The organism is Bacillus sp. FSL M8-0277, assembly GCF_037975305.1.
GTDB lineage: Bacteria > Bacillota > Bacilli > Bacillales > Bacillaceae > Bacillus > Bacillus pumilus.
In genome coordinates this window covers 2,957,698-2,975,512 of record NZ_CP150255.1, presented here as the reverse complement: position 1 = coordinate 2,975,512, position 17,815 = coordinate 2,957,698, and the positions used below count along the sequence as shown (strand labels likewise).

Annotated in this window: 19 protein-coding genes; 9 read left to right on the top strand and 10 right to left on the bottom strand. The window is 42.3% G+C overall.

The annotated features are described in order from the left end of the window. Positions 1–33 precede the first annotated feature (33 nt). The 3 genes from MKZ05_RS15135 to MKZ05_RS15125 are packed head-to-tail and all read right to left on the bottom strand — an operon-like array spanning position 34 to position 3,657. Complete coding sequence (locus MKZ05_RS15135; protein WP_339160468.1) at positions 34–1,155, bottom strand: Ger(x)C family spore germination protein; 1,122 nt, start codon at positions 1,153–1,155, stop codon at positions 34–36. After that, on the bottom strand, positions 1,152–2,246 hold the full coding sequence (locus MKZ05_RS15130; protein WP_339160467.1) for an endospore germination permease: 1,095 nt from the start codon (positions 2,244–2,246) through the stop codon (positions 1,152–1,154). The genes MKZ05_RS15135 and MKZ05_RS15130 overlap by 4 nt, the downstream gene beginning before the upstream one ends. Continuing rightward, on the bottom strand, positions 2,233–3,657 hold the full coding sequence (locus MKZ05_RS15125; RefSeq protein ID WP_339160466.1) for a spore germination protein: 1,425 nt from the start codon (positions 3,655–3,657) through the stop codon (positions 2,233–2,235). The genes MKZ05_RS15130 and MKZ05_RS15125 overlap by 14 nt, the downstream gene beginning before the upstream one ends. A gap of 114 nt (positions 3,658–3,771) precedes the next feature. Between MKZ05_RS15125 and MKZ05_RS15120 the strand changes: the two genes are divergently transcribed. Beyond that, positions 3,772–3,939 carry a YvzF family protein gene (locus tag MKZ05_RS15120; protein ID WP_003213147.1) on the top strand — a complete coding sequence of 56 codons (168 nt, stop codon included), beginning with the start codon at positions 3,772–3,774 and terminating at the stop codon, positions 3,937–3,939. 88 nt (positions 3,940–4,027) lie between these two features. Next, positions 4,028–5,422 (top strand): class II fumarate hydratase, encoded by a 1,395-nt coding sequence (gene fumC, locus MKZ05_RS15115; RefSeq protein ID WP_137054422.1) that lies wholly within the window; start codon positions 4,028–4,030, stop codon positions 5,420–5,422. 79 nt (positions 5,423–5,501) lie between these two features. On the opposite strand, the gene MKZ05_RS15110 is transcribed toward fumC, so the two are convergent. Continuing rightward, the gene (locus tag MKZ05_RS15110) at positions 5,502–6,380 is read right to left on the bottom strand and encodes a TetR/AcrR family transcriptional regulator (protein ID WP_050944099.1); all 879 of its coding nucleotides are present in this window, start codon (positions 6,378–6,380) and stop codon (positions 5,502–5,504) included. A gap of 192 nt (positions 6,381–6,572) precedes the next feature. Between MKZ05_RS15110 and spxO the strand changes: the two genes are divergently transcribed. After that, a complete protein-coding gene (gene spxO, locus MKZ05_RS15105; RefSeq protein WP_003212782.1) occupies positions 6,573–6,737 on the top strand; it encodes an anti-adapter protein SpxO in 165 nt (54 codons plus the stop codon). 20 nt (positions 6,738–6,757) lie between these two features. Here the strand turns inward: spxO and MKZ05_RS15100 are convergent, their stop codons facing one another. Further along, positions 6,758–8,089, bottom strand: a complete 1,332-nt coding sequence (locus MKZ05_RS15100) for a HAMP domain-containing sensor histidine kinase (RefSeq protein ID WP_106032222.1) — start codon at positions 8,087–8,089, stop codon at positions 6,758–6,760. After that, positions 8,086–8,763: a response regulator transcription factor gene (locus MKZ05_RS15095; RefSeq protein ID WP_339160465.1), complete on the bottom strand. Its 678-nt coding sequence runs from the start codon at positions 8,761–8,763 to the stop codon at positions 8,086–8,088. Before MKZ05_RS15095 ends, MKZ05_RS15100 begins: the two co-directional genes overlap by 4 nt. A 336-nt stretch (positions 8,764–9,099) precedes the next feature. Here MKZ05_RS15095 and MKZ05_RS15090 point away from each other — a divergent pair, with 336 nt between their 5' ends. Further along, the gene (locus tag MKZ05_RS15090; protein WP_226804020.1) at positions 9,100–10,470 is read left to right on the top strand and encodes a trypsin-like peptidase domain-containing protein; all 1,371 of its coding nucleotides are present in this window, start codon (positions 9,100–9,102) and stop codon (positions 10,468–10,470) included. A 45-nt stretch (positions 10,471–10,515) separates the two neighbouring features. Here MKZ05_RS15090 and MKZ05_RS15085 read toward each other — a convergent pair whose 3' ends face one another. Then, positions 10,516–11,361, bottom strand: a complete 846-nt coding sequence (locus MKZ05_RS15085) for an oxidoreductase (RefSeq protein WP_339160464.1) — start codon at positions 11,359–11,361, stop codon at positions 10,516–10,518. A gap of 111 nt (positions 11,362–11,472) precedes the next feature. Between MKZ05_RS15085 and MKZ05_RS15080 the strand changes: the two genes are divergently transcribed. From MKZ05_RS15080 to MKZ05_RS15070, 3 genes are all read left to right on the top strand, one after another. Further along, positions 11,473–11,919 (top strand): YusW family protein, encoded by a 447-nt coding sequence (locus MKZ05_RS15080; protein ID WP_339162428.1) that lies wholly within the window; start codon positions 11,473–11,475, stop codon positions 11,917–11,919. A gap of 148 nt (positions 11,920–12,067) precedes the next feature. Further along, positions 12,068–12,898 (top strand): ABC transporter ATP-binding protein, encoded by an 831-nt coding sequence (locus MKZ05_RS15075; RefSeq protein WP_003213584.1) that lies wholly within the window; start codon positions 12,068–12,070, stop codon positions 12,896–12,898. A gap of 71 nt (positions 12,899–12,969) precedes the next feature. Then, on the top strand, positions 12,970–13,221 hold the full coding sequence (locus MKZ05_RS15070) for a YusU family protein (RefSeq protein ID WP_003213733.1): 252 nt from the start codon (positions 12,970–12,972) through the stop codon (positions 13,219–13,221). A gap of 33 nt (positions 13,222–13,254) precedes the next feature. Here MKZ05_RS15070 and MKZ05_RS15065 read toward each other — a convergent pair whose 3' ends face one another. From MKZ05_RS15065 to MKZ05_RS15055, 3 genes are read right to left on the bottom strand one after another with little or no spacing between them, the layout of a single operon-like run. Beyond that, positions 13,255–13,602, bottom strand: coding sequence for a spore coat protein (locus MKZ05_RS15065; protein WP_058013724.1), 348 nt, complete (start codon positions 13,600–13,602; stop codon positions 13,255–13,257). A gap of 11 nt (positions 13,603–13,613) precedes the next feature. After that, the gene (locus MKZ05_RS15060) at positions 13,614–13,847 is read right to left on the bottom strand and encodes a hypothetical protein (RefSeq protein WP_223250686.1); all 234 of its coding nucleotides are present in this window, start codon (positions 13,845–13,847) and stop codon (positions 13,614–13,616) included. A gap of 44 nt (positions 13,848–13,891) precedes the next feature. Beyond that, the gene (locus tag MKZ05_RS15055; protein WP_003212904.1) at positions 13,892–14,029 is read right to left on the bottom strand and encodes a YuzL family protein; all 138 of its coding nucleotides are present in this window, start codon (positions 14,027–14,029) and stop codon (positions 13,892–13,894) included. 199 nt (positions 14,030–14,228) lie between these two features. Here MKZ05_RS15055 and MKZ05_RS15050 point away from each other — a divergent pair, with 199 nt between their 5' ends. After that, positions 14,229–16,616 (top strand): 3-hydroxyacyl-CoA dehydrogenase NAD-binding domain-containing protein, encoded by a 2,388-nt coding sequence (locus MKZ05_RS15050; RefSeq protein WP_339160463.1) that lies wholly within the window; start codon positions 14,229–14,231, stop codon positions 16,614–16,616. Between the two features lie 12 nt (positions 16,617–16,628). Continuing rightward, positions 16,629–17,804, top strand: a complete 1,176-nt coding sequence (locus tag MKZ05_RS15045; protein ID WP_339160462.1) for an acetyl-CoA C-acetyltransferase — start codon at positions 16,629–16,631, stop codon at positions 17,802–17,804. Positions 17,805–17,815 lie beyond the last annotated feature (11 nt).

Genomic DNA, 17,815 nt, shown 5'->3' with positions numbered 1-17,815 from the left:
GACACCCTTTTTTTCTTACCATTTTAACATACTCTATAAGGATTGTGTTGCGCCCTTAGTCCCGAAGTCACGGATTTTCACATTTGCTTTGTAACGAATATCTGATTCACTAAAAATTTCATCCCAATGTTTTGCTTCTTTTCGAAAATCTTTCGGGTAGGCAATACTCGCCTTTTGATAGAATCCGCAAATATCTGCTTTGATCTCGTGCTGTAATTCACCGATGAATTCTTTAACGCTTGTCTCTATTCGACGCTTGACAACGCCTTCAATTTCTCTGAGATACTTTTCATTAAAAGCGTTTTCACGTTCATTCCAATCCTCAGACAATCGTCCATCAAGTTCCACTGACACATCAAATTGATATTTTCCGCTGGCTGATTTATTGGTTTTAATATGGTGCTTGAGTTTGAAAATCTCAAAAGAGTAGCTGCTGTGTTCATATTCAAATTCAATGATTCCACCCAGTCCGTCTCCAGTTAACAGATTGTATGACTGTACTGCTAACGGAGAGATATTGGTGAGAAATCGCTTATTCTTAATAATAGAGGCTCCATTGATCATTAATTTTCCTTGATCGACGCTGACTTTCGGAATAGCGAAAGATACATTGTTTTGCATGGCAGAAGAAATATCTCCTAATGAGCTAGTCTTAAACATGCGAATGGTCGATTTTCTATTCTCAGAAAGATCGTATAAGGTCGTAGAGGCTGGCTGTCCGTCGTCATTGATTTTCAGCATGTCTCCAGGATTCTTAGAGGTCATAAAGACGAGGCCTCCTCTCCTCGTTTCATTGTCTCGAATGAATTGATTAATGACGAGGTCGAAATCATTCTCATTGATGAGTTCCTCAGAAAACAATAACACCCGTAGCTGCTGTGCGAAAATGCGATGGCTTTTCAGCGCCGTTGTGCGGAATATTTGATGCACAGAATTCCCGTTTGTTTCAATGATTTTCGTAGGGTCTTTGATGTTTGATTCCTGAGAGATCTTTTGAGGAACGAGGACTTGCATAGATACCTTTAATTTATTCCCTTGGTCCCCTTTGTCTACTGCAAATCCAATCGCCATGTTAAGCTCCTCAATATTTGTGCTATCCCAGCAACCGCTTAATAGAACCAGCGTCAAAAGAGCACAAGCTGCCTTCTTTTTCATGCTGTTTTCCGCCTCCTTTTGAAAAACACGATAATGAATAAGAGAAACGGGAGAATGCCGAACAGCAGGAAAAAGAGGTTGTTCACATAGGTTAAATAATTTCGCACTGTATCGACATCCTTTGGAAAAATCGCTGCAAAGTAAATGACAATTCCCATTAAAACAAGGACCACTTTTTTAGGAAACTTGGTCAGTTTAGACACCCCGATTGCAGCAAAAAATGTATATCCGACAAAGCTTGTATAAAGCTGAATCAGCCAAACGATAAGCAAAAAGGAGTCAATGCGTTCAATAAAAATCCCCTGAATATCAAATGATTGAAATAAGGCAATGGTCGGCCAAGTCAAAGTCGCCGTTTCTTTCACCGTGAACGCACCAACCACAAGAATATAGGTGAAAATATAGATGATCGCAGGAATCAAAAAGCCGACTGTACCATAAGCAAAGGTGTGTTTTTGCGTGTTCAAATAGGCAGGCATAAACAGAATCATTTCAATGCCTACAAACGAAATGGCTGATGCGTTCAAAGATTTGAAAACAGGGGAGAATCCCTCTCCTAAAACGGGACGGAGGTTATCAAGCTTAAATTCTTGCACGCTCAGTCCGTAAGCGACAAATAAGATGATGAGCGTCACAATCAGAATAAAAGGAAATAGCCTGGCTAAATCACCAATCCCTCCAATGACAAGATAAAAACCAACCAAAATAAAGCTGATCATTGTCATCGCTACAGGTGTGTTTTGAAGCAGAAAGAACTTCACCATTTCCGACATAGCCCGTACTTCATAGCTAGCAACGCCAAGAAAATAAATAATAATCAAGAGGTTGGCAAGCGTGCCAATCCATTTTCCAAGACCCTCATTCGTATAATCATAATATGAGGAGAAGGGGACTTTTTTCATCATCAGGACATTTGCAAAAATAAACACAATGTAAATGACACTCATGAGTAAGAGTGCAATCCAGCCGTCAGGTGTAGCCGCAGCCTGAGCCATTGCTCTTGGCAGAATCATCATACTTGCGCCTAGTGTTGTATTTGCAATAATGGCACTTGCCTGATAGCTTGATATCGACTCTTTATGATTGACCATCTCGTTCTCCTTTCTGTTGATTTCTTAAGGGCAATCGAATAATGGAATTGTCCTCGTTTTTATAGCTGAACACAAAATCTGGTGAGAAATATGGTGTGCCAAAACTTTTTTGCCGTGTGAGATGAGTAAGGAGTACGAGCATAAACAGCACAATCCCGTATAAACCAAAGGTAGCCGCAGCAAACATGGACACAAAGCGGAGCACACGAAAGGACATGCCCATCCCGTATTGAGGAACAGTAAAGGACGCAAGGGCCATCACGCTGACGATAATCACCATGATTGAGCTCACAATATGAGCCTGAACGGCTGCCTGGCCAATAACAACCCCGCCAACAAGTCCGATCGTTTGACCGAGCGGGTTTGGCAGCCTTAAGCCGGCTTCCCGCAGAAGCTCAATCGTCATCTCCATGATGAGTGCCTCCACAATAGGCGGAAAGGGGACATTTTCTCTTGTACTTGAGATCGAAATAGCTAGAGTTGTTGGTAAAAGTCCTTGATGGAACGACACAAGCGCAATATAAATGGCTGATAAAAATAATGTCAGAAAGATCGAGGTAAACCGCAGCATACGAATGAGAGAGGCGGCGATCCATCTTTCATAATAATCATCCGGTGATTGCATAATCGTCGCGAGCGAAGCAGGTACAATTAACACAAAAGGTGAATGATCGACAAAGATAGCAACCCGGCCATTATTTAAAGCAGACGCGACTTTATCCGGCCGTTCTGTGTTTTGAATTTGCGGAAAAGGAGAATACACATTGTCTTCAATGAGCTCCTCAAGAACACCAGAGTCCTGTATATCATCAATGGTGACTTGCTTGAGCCGTTTTTTTACCTCTTTTAAAACAGAGGCTTCAACGATACCGTCAATGTACATGATGGTCACTTGGGTGTATTTCTTTTCCCCGATCTTCATGTTAACTGTTTTGAGGTCAGGGTTTTTCAAGCGCTGTCGCACGAGAGCTAAGTTCGTGTTTAAATCTTCAATGAAGCCAACTTTCGGCCCTCTTACGACTGTTTCAGATGTAGAATCCCCTAAACTGCGTTTCTTCGTTCCATGCGTTTCTAAAATATACGCATGCTGAAATCCATTAATCAGCACCACGCAATGCCCTTCAAAAATCGCATCGACCAATTCTTCAGAGGTCTTCACCGAACGTGTCGTCATCATGGATAAATTAGATTCCAACTTCTCTTTTGTAAGAGAGGTATGATCTTGGAGAAGCAGCTTTAAAAAGGTTTGAATCTCCATCTTTTCGTTCATTTCTTTTATGTATAAATAGTAAACAACCTGCCCGTGAGGCAGCGTTTTTTTCTCATGGACCAAATCATCCATTTCCTTTAATTGCGGGAGAATGACGGAGAGATTATCGTATAAGTGTTCTTTCAATGGAGTCTGATTCAAAAGGATCACCCGCCTCAAATAACTTTTTCTTAGCATTACCTGCTTGAAAAAACAATATTCTGTGTTACATTATTTTGTGGTAAAAGAAAGAATGAGGGTTTTGGAGGAAACAGGATGGCACAAATTCGTTTAGCAGGAACAAAAGAGGAGATTGACCGTATTCTACAGTCGTTTGACAAGCATTATGAAGTGACATATACATCAAAGGATTACGGAAAAACGAACCCAAAATACAAATATTCGAAAGATGTCCGCGTTTATATTGAACTAAAATTAAAATAAAGATAAAATTTTAATTGAAAACGCTTAAAGGATTTTCGTTTTTTGTATAGAATAGAGTTGAGTGTATAAAGCTATGGAGGGATACATAATGACAGAATTTAGAATCGAAAAAGATACAATGGGCGAAATCAAGGTGCCAAAGGACAAGTTCTGGGGTGCACAAACACAACGAAGCAAAGAAAATTTCAAAATCGGTTCTGAGAAAATGCCAAAGGAAGTTGTGAATGCGTTTGCAATTTTGAAACGTAGCACAGCGATTGCCAACGAACGTCTTGGCAACCTTGAGAGCGAAAAAGCAGAAGCAATTGCTGCTGTATGTGATGACATCATCAGCGGAAAGTATGACGAGCACTTCCCGCTTGTTGTATGGCAGACAGGTAGCGGGACACAAAGTAACATGAATATGAACGAAGTCGTTGCAAATAGAGCAACTGCTTACTTGAAAGATAAAAATAGTGAGTTCAGCATTCATCCGAATGATGACGTCAACCGCAGCCAAAGCTCAAATGACACATTCCCAACTGCTATGCACGTGGCAGCTGTTTTAGCTGTGTACAAAAAATTATTGCCTGCGATTGATCAATTAAGAGCGACTCTTGATGAGAAGGCAAAAGCATATCAAGAGATTGTTAAAATCGGTCGTACGCATTTGCAAGACGCAACTCCACTGACAGTAGGTCAAGAAATTAGCGGCTGGGTGTACATGCTGGACCGTTCAAAAGAAATGATTCTAGAATCAACTGAAAAAATGAGAGAGCTTGCGATTGGCGGAACAGCTGTTGGTACAGGAATTAACGCACATCCTGAGTTTGGCCAATATGTCGCTGAGGAAATCAGCAAGCTGACAGGTCAAAATTTCAATTCTTCACCAAACAAATTCCATGCGCTGACAAGCCATGATGAAATTACGTATGCACACGGTGCCCTAAAAGCACTTGCAGCTGATTTAATGAAAATTGCCAACGATGTGAGATGGCTGGCAAGTGGTCCTCGCTGCGGAATTGGTGAATTGATCATTCCTGAAAATGAGCCAGGAAGCTCCATTATGCCAGGTAAAGTCAACCCAACTCAAAGTGAAGCATTAACAATGATTGCAGCGCAAATTATGGGAAATGATGCAACTATCGGTTTTGCTGCCAGCCAAGGAAACTTTGAGCTGAACGTATTTAAGCCGGTCATCATCTATAACTTCTTGCAATCAGTTGAATTACTTGCTGACGGCATGAACTCATTCCATGACAAGTGTGCAGTTGGAATCGAACCAAACCTAGAAACAATCGAGAAAAACTTGAACGATTCATTGATGCTTGTGACGGCACTTAACCCGCACATCGGATATGAAAATGCAGCGAAAATTGCAAAGCTTGCTCACAAAGAAGGATTAACGTTAAAAGAAGCAGCACTTCAATTAGAGCTGTTAACAGAAGAGCAGTTTGAAGAGTTTGTGAAACCAGAAGAAATGGTGACACCGAAAGCAAAATAAAAACCAGGGGCGGCTGCCCTTGGTTTTTTTCATTGAACGTGATGTGGACAAAAATGAAACCCAGGTTCTGCCTTGGGTTCTACAAATGATCCTCTTTCAAAATACGCAAAAGTGACTCAGATACGGATTGGAGCGGTGCGAACAATTTCAGTTGATGCAGCATACCTTTCACGATGACTTGTCTAGGTTTTTGTTTGTTTAATTCATTTTCTAGAATGCCGAGTGCTTCAAATAAATCAGGCTCGTCTTTCACTTCATAGTGTGCTTCAGCTTGCTCTCTTAATTCTTTTAAAAGAGATTCTGTCAGCGGGTCGAATGACCGTTCATAAATAGGACCAAACCAATCGCTCGCTTGATCTACAGAGATGAGCGGAAGATCATGTCGCGCCATCATACCGCCCATCAAATCATCGATACGGTGAATCATCGTTGCGGCTAGCTCCTCAGCCTCCAGCTGAAAATCATATAAAATCGCAAGCTCGAAATAAACGTGGCTCATGCCCTCAATTGTCAAACAAAGATCAGCCATATAAGGAATCGCTGCATCTCCATATACCTGCTTAATGTTATCAATGTGAAGCTGAATGGTGGCAAGTCTGATTTGTTTTGCGAGCTGCTGCGTTTCTTCATTCATTGGCAGTGCTCGATCGCTCAGCTGCATTTTAATAAAATCCTTTTGCTGCAAAATATTATCGTAGTAGACAGTAAGCTGCTTGCGGTAGGCTTCCTTTGGTGTGCCGCCCTCTGTTTGAACCTCGTGGATCCGGGTAAATACCTTATCGTAATAGTAATGTAAGATTGAAATGAGCAGTGCTTCCTTTGATTTAAAATAAAGATAAAAAGCACCCTTTGACATGTGGCATTCATCCGCAATTTCCTGAACAGACGTTGTATTGTAGCCTTTACTGGCAAACAATTTCATGCCAGCCTCAATGATCATTTTCTCTTTCTTTTTCAATATGAATGTCATCCTTTCTTACCGAGAGACAAATGTCTTAGGAAACGTGCGCAAAGAGATGTGACTTATCGGTCATAAACGACGAAAGTTTTCAAAAATTAATCAGATTGTAACTTGTTTTTTACAGTGTAATTCTTTATATTATAAAGTAAGGTGACCAACTGGTCAAAAAATGTGAAAGGATGATGTTCCATGAGAGAAATCGATGATATGATAAGACGCTTGCGAACAAAAGGAATTCAAGTAGAAAAAGTCAAAATGCCGAAAGAGACAACCATTGAAAAGAAATGGATGTATCAAGCTGGCAAGAAAATCAAAGCCACATACCGTGATTTCAATGGGTATTCATTCATCTAAAAAAGACTGCGGTCAAAAACCTACAGTCTCTTCTTTGGTACCGTGATCGTATAACGTACACCTAGATCATCATTTTCAATTGATATAGACGCTTGATGCATGGAGAGAATTTTTTTGACAATGCTTAATCCAATACCGAATTCGCCCTTTTTTCCCTTACTAAAAGGTTCGTATAGGCTGGATAGCATATGTTCTTCAATTGGAGGACCGTCATTACGAATGACAATGCGTATTTGATCCTCTTCCTGTTTCATTTGAATATCAATTTTCCTTTTTGCGTAGCGAAGTTGATTTTCTAGGACATTTTCAAATAATTTGCTCCATTGTTCTGGATCGCCTTCAAGAGCAGCCTCATCATCTAAGTCCACGTTCCACTGTAATTCATTTTTCGACCAGCGTATTCGGTCGACCACTTCCAGCATCGTATTACTGAGTAGGAAGGAAGCATGTGCAGGGTGTTGATTTGATAAATAATCAAGCTTTGTTAAGTACAGCAAATCCTTGATTTTCTTCTCAAGCTTTTCCGCTTCACCTTCAATGACTTCCACTGTTTGTTCAAGATCTCCCTTAGGAAAAATACCATCTTTAATCGACTGCGTATAGCCGCGGATGACCATGACAGGTGTCTTTAAGTCATGTGATATATTTTGCAAAAGAGTCCGTTCTGTTTCATCCTTTTGAATGAGTTTTTGTCTCATTTCTTCAATGGTATGACCAAGCTTTCCAATTTCATCTTGCCGGTCAACGATGACAGGATCGTCCCAGTCCTCTTGTGCAATCCGCTTCACGTGTTTTTCAAACGCAACGATTGGACGGGATAAGTAGCGGGCAAGCCAAATCGATGGAATCCAGCTTAATAAAATAACGGTGCCCAAGATAAAGATCAGCTGTTTAAACAGCGTAAAGGACAGGTCATCTCGATAAGAGTCTGGCGCATAAGACAAAAGAATATATTGTGTATTGCCTGTTGATACTTTTTTGATGACAAAAAAGATGTGCTGGCCATTCACCTCTTCAGAATAGCGTTTCGTTGCGCTTTTTTGTTTTTTCACAAAGGCTTGGATTTTCTCAATAAAGGCGTGCGGGAAAAACTGCCCCATTTGGTTTAATTCATCTGACGGAATCAGAATGTGTTGCACCGAGCGGTTTTCCGGTGTCGACTTTGGCGAGCCGTCTCGGTTCAACGGATATTCTGTGAGCACCTGCTGTTCATTTTCGATATTTTTATAAATTTCATTCGTGAAAAAATTTCGTAATGTATTGGAAAATAGGATGATCAGAACAATCGAGATGGTGAGCAAAATACCAGAGATGACGATCCAAATTTGAAAAGCGAGTGGTTTGTTCTTCATCCTTTTAGCATCCTATAGCCAAATCCATAGATGGTCTCGACCTTTAAGTCGGGCATTTTTTTGCGCAATCGTCTGACAAGGTCATCCACCACACGATCTGTCCCGAAGTAATCGTGTCCCCAAATTTTGACGAGAATATCTTCACGAGAAAAAGCATGTCCTTGATGATGTGTAAATAAAAGCAGCAAGTCAAATTCCTTAGAAGTTAAGTTAACCAGCTGATCTCCTTCATACACCTCTCTTACATCCTCATGAATGACATAGGAGGAGACGGGTGTGACACTTTGCTGCTGCGGAGTATCGCTGTTTTTGTACACAAGCTCAAGCAGCTTTTGCACCCGAATGATCAGCTCGCGCGGAAGAAATGGCTTCGCAATATAGTCACTGCTTCCTAGCTCTAAACCGAGGACACGATCAATATCTGCGTCGCGTGCTGAAATGAAAATGACCGGTACGTCAGGTGATGCGGCTTTGATTTCTTTAATCAGTGTGTAGCCATCTGTATCAGGCAGCATGATATCTAAAATCCATAGATGCGGCGGCTTATTCATTGCTTCGCGTGCCGCTTCTCCGGTTAAAAAAGAGGAGACATTCCAATTTTCACTTTCTAAATATTTGGTTAAAAGTTCGTTTAAGTTTTGTTCATCTTCCACTAAATAAATGGTGTACGACAAAGTCTTCCACATCCTCTCAACGTCATTATAACGGGATATAAAGGCGGCATGTCAACAATCACATGCTTTTTTCACAATTTCACATATTCTTCTCATCATTATCCCATAATGTTTGTTTATGATAAGCTCAAGGGAAAAAAGGGCATAGACAAAAGGCAGATCAATAGGTGCTTTTCACGAATGTGCGCACCTTGCTTTTTTTCTATGAATAAGTATTATATAATTTGACATATTGTCATGTAGTATCTTCAATGATGTTGCCATTAAGAGGACATGAGTCCGATCTACACATATGAATCAAGCAAGTCATGAACATGATGTAAAGGAGTGTAAGCGATGGATTTCCGAAGAGAAGATGAAGAGAAGAAGTTGAATCAACAAGAAGATGTACATCAAGAGAATGAGAAACAAATAGACGAACCTGAAAAAGAAAAGGAACTCGTTTTTCAACCTCATGAAAACGAAGCTTCTGCCACTCAGGAGAGTGTGACAAACCATTCTCCTCAAATGGGGGATGACCGTGTGTCGAAAAAGGAGAAAAAGCGGAAAGCAGCATGGCTCAGTCCGATCCTTGGAGGAATTATTGGCGGAGGCCTTGTGCTTGGCATTACACCGCTTTTGCCGCAGTCACAGGACACAGCAGCAAACACTCAAACGCAAACAGCGTCAAGTGAACCGGCAGCCTCTGAAAATTTCTCAACAAAACAAATCACCAATGCCACGAATGTTTCTGATATGGTAGAAGATTTAGAGCCAACCATTGTGGGAGTCTCAAACTATCAATCTACCCAAAATTCGTTTGGCCTTAGCGGTGATTCAACAGAAGCTGAAGCTGGAACGGGTTCTGGTGTCATCTTTAAAAAAGATGGCAAAAAAGCGTACATTATTACAAATAACCACGTAGTCGAGGGTGCCAATAAATTGAAGGTCACACTTTATGACGGAAAAACAAAAGACGCGAAGCTTGTCGGCAGTGACGTGATGACAGATTTAGCTGTTGTCGAAATCAATGCAGACGGCATTGATAAAGTGGCGAGCTTTGGTGATTCTTCTAAGCTCCGTGCTGGAGACAAAGTGATTGCAATTGGGAACCCGCTTGGTGCCCAGTTCTCTGGTACTGTGACAGAAGGGATTATTAGTGGTCTTGATCGTACAGTTGAAGCGAACACATCATCTGGTACGGTGGAAATGAATGTACTGCAAACAGATGCAGCGATCAATCCAGGAAACAGCGGTGGACCGCTTATCAATACAGATGGTCAAGTCATTGGTATCAATAGCTTAAAAATTAGCGAAAGCGGTGTGGAATCACTCGGCTTTGCGATTCCAAGTAACGATGTCAAACCGATTGTAGATGAGCTGTTGAAAAACGGAAAGGTTGAACGTCCTTATCTTGGCGTACAAATGATTGACCTTGAGCAAGTGCCTGAAACGTATCAAGAAAATACGCTCGGCCTATTTGATAAACAAATCGGCAAAGGGATTTACGTAAAGGATGTATCAAAAGGATCACCTGCACAAAAAGCAGGCTTGAAGTCTGGCGATGTCATCATCAAGTTTAAAGGGAAAAACGTGGCGAACAGCTCTCAGCTGAAAGAAATTTTGTACAAAGAAACAAAAGTCGGCGATAAAACGACAATGACTGTTATTCGTGAAGGGAAAAACAAGAACCTAGACATTACCCTTGGACAGTCTGAAACAGAATAAATGAAAAAACAGGTGGACGTTAAAAGTCTACCTGTTTTTTTATGCTTATTTTTTTGAAGAGAGTGTACGTAATATGATCTTTTCCCACATGCTCCAAGGCAGGAGCTGCTTTGCTGTGAATGAAAGCCGCACTCCTTTCCCAATCGGATATCTCAGCTTTTTCAGCCGCTTCTTCTCGGCTAATCGAATCACAAGCTCTGCGACTTCACGCGGGTCCCCGTAGTTTGATTTCTGGGCATTGATATGAGCCATCATTTTTTGATAGAGGTGTATGTATTTCGAGCCTTCCTCTGGCTGCAACATGTGCTCGTTCATAGACGTGTTCCAAATATTCGTTTGGAAAGAGCCTGGCTCGATCAAGGCTGCCTGTATACCGAACGATGCCAGTTCAATGCGTAAGCTCTCTGTGTAGCCCTCTAAAGCAAACTTGGAGGATACATAAGGAGAAAGTGCGGGCATTCCCATTAATCCGCTGATGCTGCTCATATTGAATATCTTTGCACCATTTGTCATCAGCGGAAGGACGGCTTGTGTCACTTCCATGACTCCGAAAACATTGACATCAAATTGCTGGCGGTACGTGTCAACAGGAACCTCTTCAGCAAAACCCGCATAGGCTGTTCCAGCATTGTTGATAAGCAAGGTAATGGGGGCGTAAGTATGCAACTTTTTCTGAAATGCTTGAATCGACTGCGTGTCTGTCACATCTAATGCTTCAATATGTATCGCTTCGGCTAACGAGGCTTGCTCGATTTCTTCAGCAAGCTTTTTCGCATTGGCTTCCTGCCTGACACCTGCAATCACTGTATAGCCTTGCTTGGCGAGCCCTATCGTGATGAGCTTGCCAAAGCCGCTATTGGCACCAGTTACAATGGCTGTCCTTTTCATCATCTCGTACCTCCTTTTTGTTTCAATTTACCATAGCCCGCTCTTTTATTGAATAACGAAAAGAAGGATGGAGAAGAATAAAAAGCGATGATAAGAAATAGGAGGAAGCGCATGATGTGTTGGAAGAAGGCGGGACAAATAGGAGTGCTGCTTTTTATGCTGTCTGGCTGCCAATCGATTGAGCCGCTCCAGCAAACAAAGGAAGCGGAAGCAGAGAGTCTCTCAGCGGTTCAAATGAAGGAACTTCCATTTGAGCATCTCCACCTGCATGTTCAATACGGGCAGAAAAGCGAATTATACGAAGCCACCTATCGTCAGGCGAAAGGAAAAGAAGAAGCACTGATTCGTGATCATTTGAACGGTGTCCGCTATGAAGGTGAAGAAGCTTTACGCGAGATGAAGATGAAGCTAAATGATATGTCGATTCCTAGTGCGAAGATCAATGAAACGTATGTCAATGAGCTATTAGCTGCTTTTAATTTAGACGATGATTATCAGCGAATTCAGGTCGATATGAAGCTTGAAGATGGGACCAAACGTACATTCCAAAAGAAGAAGTAAAACGGAACTTTCTCATTTTTTAATTGAAAATGATTTTCAAAATCACTTAAATCTGATACACTAAATTGAGATAAGTGATCTTTTGCGTCTATATATAGACGATATTTCATATAAAAAATTTACATGAGAAAAGGAGCGTTTGAGCGGAATGAGTGCCATTTCTACTGAAGGTTTAAGCTTAGGCTACGGAGAAACAATGATCATAGATGAACTAAATGTATCGATCCCTAAGGGTGAAATCACAGTATTTATTGGCAGCAATGGATGCGGTAAATCCACGCTACTTCGCTCTTTGGCCCGTCTCATGAAGCCAATGGGTGGGTCTGTCCTGCTTGAAGGTCATTCCATTGCCAAATTACCAACAAAGGAAGTAGCGAAACAGCTCGCTATTCTTCCGCAAGGACCAGAAGCGCCAGAAGGATTAACCGTGCATCAGCTAGTGAAGCAAGGCAGATATCCTTATCAAAATTGGCTGAAGCAGTGGTCAAAGCAAGACGAAGAAGCAGTGAATCGTGCACTGAAGTCAACAAAGATGGAAGACCTCGCTGATCGAACGGTCGATTCATTATCAGGTGGACAAAGGCAGCGTGCATGGATTGCGATGACGTTAGCGCAGGAGACGGATATCATTTTGTTAGATGAGCCGACGACGTATTTAGATATGACGCATCAAATTGAAATTCTCGACCTTCTGTTTGACTTAAATGAAAAAGAGCAGCGCACGATTGTCATGGTTCTTCATGACCTGAATCTCGCATGTAGATATGCTCATCACCTTGTAGCGATTAAAGACAAGACGATTTATGCAGAAGGAAGACCAGAAACGGTCATTAATTGTGATCTTGTGAAAAATGTTTTCGATATGAACTGCCAAGTGACAACAGATCCTTTATTCGGAACTCCATTATGTATTCCGCACGGCAGAGGACGCTGTATTGTGCAGCAAGCGCAAGCGGAGACATTTCTCGCTGCAAGATAATTGTATGTCAAAAGCCTGACATCTGTTACGTACAGAGTCAGGCTTTTTTCTGAAAAAGGAGCGGAAGATCAATGGGAAATGAACTAGATGAAAAGCTGGAAGGCTTGCTTGAGAAATATACTGAGCTACTCCTTGGCGAATCAACAGACGCACTGAAACAAGATGTGAAACAATGGGTGATCTACTCTCATATCGCAAAAAGCATGCCGCCTCTAGCAAAGCATTTTAATGAATCGTATCCAGAGGCTAAGGAAGAAATCAAAGAAACCATTCAGCGAATCAAACAAATGAACGAAGCTCATCGAGCGAATCAAGATCGTTAAAAAAACTGCCAGCTCCATACTGGCAGTTTTTCTTTATGACATCTGTGATGGTCCGTATGGAGATTGTTCTGTCAGTGTTTGCTGGAATTTCTGGTGCGCCTGCTGGAGCTTTTGCTGTTCAGCGGCTTCAACAGAATACCAGCCATATCGGAACATGACATCATATAAATGTCTTTGTGTTTTCTGAGTTTCTAGCGCAATTCGCTGAATATCCTGATAAAGAGATTCATGACTGAATTCATTGAGCGCTGTGTTGTATCCGCTTGTCATATATTTTTCAGTCGACAAGAGATCTGTGACAAAATCACGATCATTCATGTTTGTTGTCGTGGGAACCGGAGTTTGAGGATTCCCGATTTTTTGTTGGTTTTGTTGTTCCATGTTTTTTCCTCCTATTGCATAAAGCCAGTAGACTGGCCTTGCCCTGAGCTGCCTAAATGCTGAAGAATTTGTGTGTAATGCTGATGGTGCATTTGGCCCACTTGATTTAATTCTTGTTTCAATGTTTGATCCTGGCAATGCTCAGCCATAAAGTGAGCCTTTTTCATAGCGATCAAGTTCCAATTCAGCATATCCTCTAAGTACAAGGAATCCTTCACTGAAATGACTTGCGGGGGCATATTCATTTGCTGATTGTTCAAGGTGTGTTCCTCCTTACAATTTTGTTTCCTTACTGATTTTTTTTATATTGTTGATTTTGACTAGTCTTTTTGCCGCCTAGGTCCGCTTCCTGTGATGGACCTGCGTTTCCTTTTACACTTGCAGCACTTACGCCTGCTTTCGATGGGTTTTTCTTCAAACGAGACATGTGGACATCACCTCCATTCTTACAATGCCCTCTCATCTTTAATTCATACGCCGCAAAGTAAGGCACATGAGAATGTGTAAATTTTTGAAATCCGCTCTTGAACTGTTTCGGAAAATCTTTTAAGATAAAGAAAGAGGCATTGATTTTTTTTGGACAAAAAATGAATGACTGTTCATTCAAAATGTTTAGGGGGATATTTATGGGCAAACATATTCGCAAGGCGGCTGTCATTGGTTCAGGTGTCATGGGCTCAGGCATTGCTGCGCATCTAGCCAATATCGGGATACCAGTAACATTGCTAGATATTGTGCCAAACGAACTGACAAAGGAAGAAACGGCAAAAAAGCGAACGCTTGATCACCCTAGTGTTCGGAATAGATTAAGTCAAGAAGCGATGAAAAAATTGTTAAAGCAAAAGCCAGCACCTCTTACTTCAGCAAAAAACCTATCATACATCACACCGGGAAATCTCACAGATCACCTTTCCTTATTACATGATGCTGACTGGATCATTGAAGTCGTCACTGAAAAGCTCAGCATCAAACAACATGTATTCTCTCTCATCGACGAACACCGCAAAGAAGGCAGTATCGTATCAAGTAACACATCTGGAATTTCGGTTGAAAAAATGGCAGAAGGCCGATCAGAGGATTTTAAACGCCATTTTTTAGGTACACATTTTTTTAACCCAGCTCGTTATTTAAAGCTTTTAGAAATCATTCCTATTCAAGAAACAGATCCAGAAGTACTCCAATTTATGAAAACGTTTGGCGAGGATGTACTTGGTAAAGGCGTCGTTGAAGCGAAAGATACGCCGAACTTTATTGCCAATCGTATTGGTACTTATGGACTCCTTGTGACAGTGCGTGAAATGCTTGAAAACAAATACACCATTGGAGAGGTGGATTCGGTCACAGGACCCCTCATTGGAAGACCGAAAAGTGCGACCTTCCGTACACTTGATGTCGTAGGGCTCGACACGTTTTTCCATGTAGCCCGTAACGTATATGACCAAGTAGAAGGAAAGGAAAAAGATATTTTCCAGTTGCCTGAGTTTATTGAAAGAATGCTTGAAAAGGGATGGATTGGCAGCAAGGCAGGGCAAGGATTTTATCAAAAAAATGGAAAGACCATTTTAGAACTTGATCCTGTGACGCTCACATACGGAGAACGAACGAAGTTGAAAGATCCAGGCATTGAGATGGCGAAGCAGCAAAAGGGAACGAAAGCGAAATTGAAAGCGCTTATTTATCAAGATGGTCGTGCAGGACAATTGCTCTGGAACATGACGGCACCTGTGCTCCTTTACTCAGCTCAGTTAACAGGCGAAATTGCGGATGATATTCAGTCCATCGATAACGCAATGAAATGGGGATTTGGCTGGCAGCACGGTCCATTTGAGCTATGGGATGCAATTGGTGTGAAAAAAGCAGTCGAGCGTATGGAAGCAGAAGGTCACAGCATCCCGCAGTGGGTGCAAGACATGCTGTCAGAAGGACACGACACATTCTATCAAGAAAATGCTGATGGAGAGCGTGCGTTTTATCACAATGGGGCTTACGAACAGGAAAAAGGAAACGACAAGAATATTTCCTTAGCGAAATTGAAAAAGAAGAACGACGTGATTTTCAAAAATGCTGGTGCGAGCTTGATTGATATCGGTGATGATGTCGCCTTGCTCGAATTTCACTCCAAAAGCAATGCCATTGGACTAGATGTCATTGACATGATCAATCGCGCTGTCGATGAGGTGGAAGAAAATTATAGAGGGCTTGTCATCGGAAACCAAGGCAAGAACTTCTGTGTTGGTGCCAACCTTGCTCTGATTTTAATGGAAGCTCAGGACGATAATTTCTTTGAAATTGACTTTGTGATCCGCCGCTTCCAGCAGGCAATGATGAAGGTGAAATATAGCGACCGTCCAATCGTTGCTGCGCCGTTTGGTATGACACTTGGAGGTGGAACAGAGGTTTGTCTGCCGGCAGCAGCTATTCAGGCGTCGAGTGAAGCATACATGGGTCTTGTCGAAGCGGGAGTTGGACTGATTCCAGGCGGCGGTGGAAACAAAGAATTATACCTTCGCCATCTGCAAGGATCAGCGAAGCCATCGCAGACCGCTATACAAGATGCCACGATGAAAACATTTGAAACAATTGCAATGGCGAAAGTATCCACTTCGGCAGAGGAAGCGCGGGATATGAACATGCTGCGCGCGAGTGACCGAATCAGTATGAACGGTGATCACCTGATCTATGATGCGAAACAACTTGTGCTCTCTCTTGATGAAGCAGGTTATCGTGCGCCGCTCAAGCAAAAGGTGCCCGTCATGGGAGAAACAGGCTATGCAGCGATGGTATTGGCGGCTGAAAATATGAGATTATCTGGATACATTTCAGAGCATGACATGACCATTGTAAAAAAATTAGCTCATGTTATTTCCGGCGGAAAACTGCCATTTGGAACAGAGGTAGAGGAGCAATACTTATTAGAGCTTGAAAGAGAAGCCTTTTTAAGTCTTGTAGGAGAAGTGAAATCACAAGCACGCATGCAGCACATGCTCGTCAAAGGAAAACCTTTACGTAACTAAGGGGGAGTCAAAATGAGAGAAGCAGTCATTGTCGCTGGTGCGAGAACACCAGTAGGGAAGGCGAAAAAAGGATCGTTAAAACATGTTCGGCCTGATGATATGGGCGCATTGTGTGTAAAAGAAACATTAAAGCGTGCCGGTGATTACGAAGGACAGATAGATGATTTGATCATCGGATGTGCAACACCAGAAGCAGAGCAGGGGTTAAATGTGGCTCGGAATATTGGGGCGTTAGCAGGACTTCCGTATACAGTACCTGCCATCACCATCAACCGCTACTGCTCATCTGGTCTTCAGTCAATCGCTTATGCAGGTGAGCGGATTATGCTCGGTCAGGCAGAAACGATCTTAGCTGGAGGAGTCGAATCGATGTCACAGGTGCCGATGATGGGTCATTCCATTCGTCCGAATGCTCAATTGGCAGAACAAGCGCCTGAATACTATATGAGCATGGGGCACACGGCAGAGCAGGTGGCGCAAAAGTATCAGGTCACACGTCAAGATCAGGACGCCTTTGCGGTAAGAAGTCATCAAAAGGCAGCCAAAGCATTACAGGAAGGAAAATTTTCAGATGAAATTGTCTCCGTTGATGTAACAGAGCGGCGGGTAGGGGAGCAATATCAATTAGAAGAACATCAATTTAAGTTTTCACAGGATGAAGGCGTGAGAGCAGGGACAACGGAAGAGATTCTTTCCACTTTGCGTCCGGCTTTCTCGACAAAAGGCACAGTGACTGCAGGAAACTCTTCACAAACAAGTGACGGTGCTGCGTGTGTGATGATGATGGATCGTGAGAAAGCATCCTCACTTTCCCTTCAGCCGCTCGCTAAATTCAGAGCATTTGCTGTTGGCGGTGTACCACCTGAGGTGATGGGAATTGGTCCAATTGAAGCCATTCCGCGTGCGCTGAAAATCGCTGGACTTGAGTTGAAGGATATCGGGCTGTTTGAATTAAACGAAGCGTTTGCCTCTCAGGCCATTCAAGTCATTCGTCATTTAGGGATTGATGAAGAGAAAGTGAATGTCAATGGCGGGGCAATCGCGCTAGGACATCCGCTCGGCTGTACAGGAACGAAACTGACACTGTCACTCATTCATGAAATGAAGCGGCGAAACGAGCAATTTGGCATCGTCACAATGTGTATCGGCGGGGGCATGGGAGCAGCAGGAATTTTTGAATTGATCTAAAGGGGGAAAAC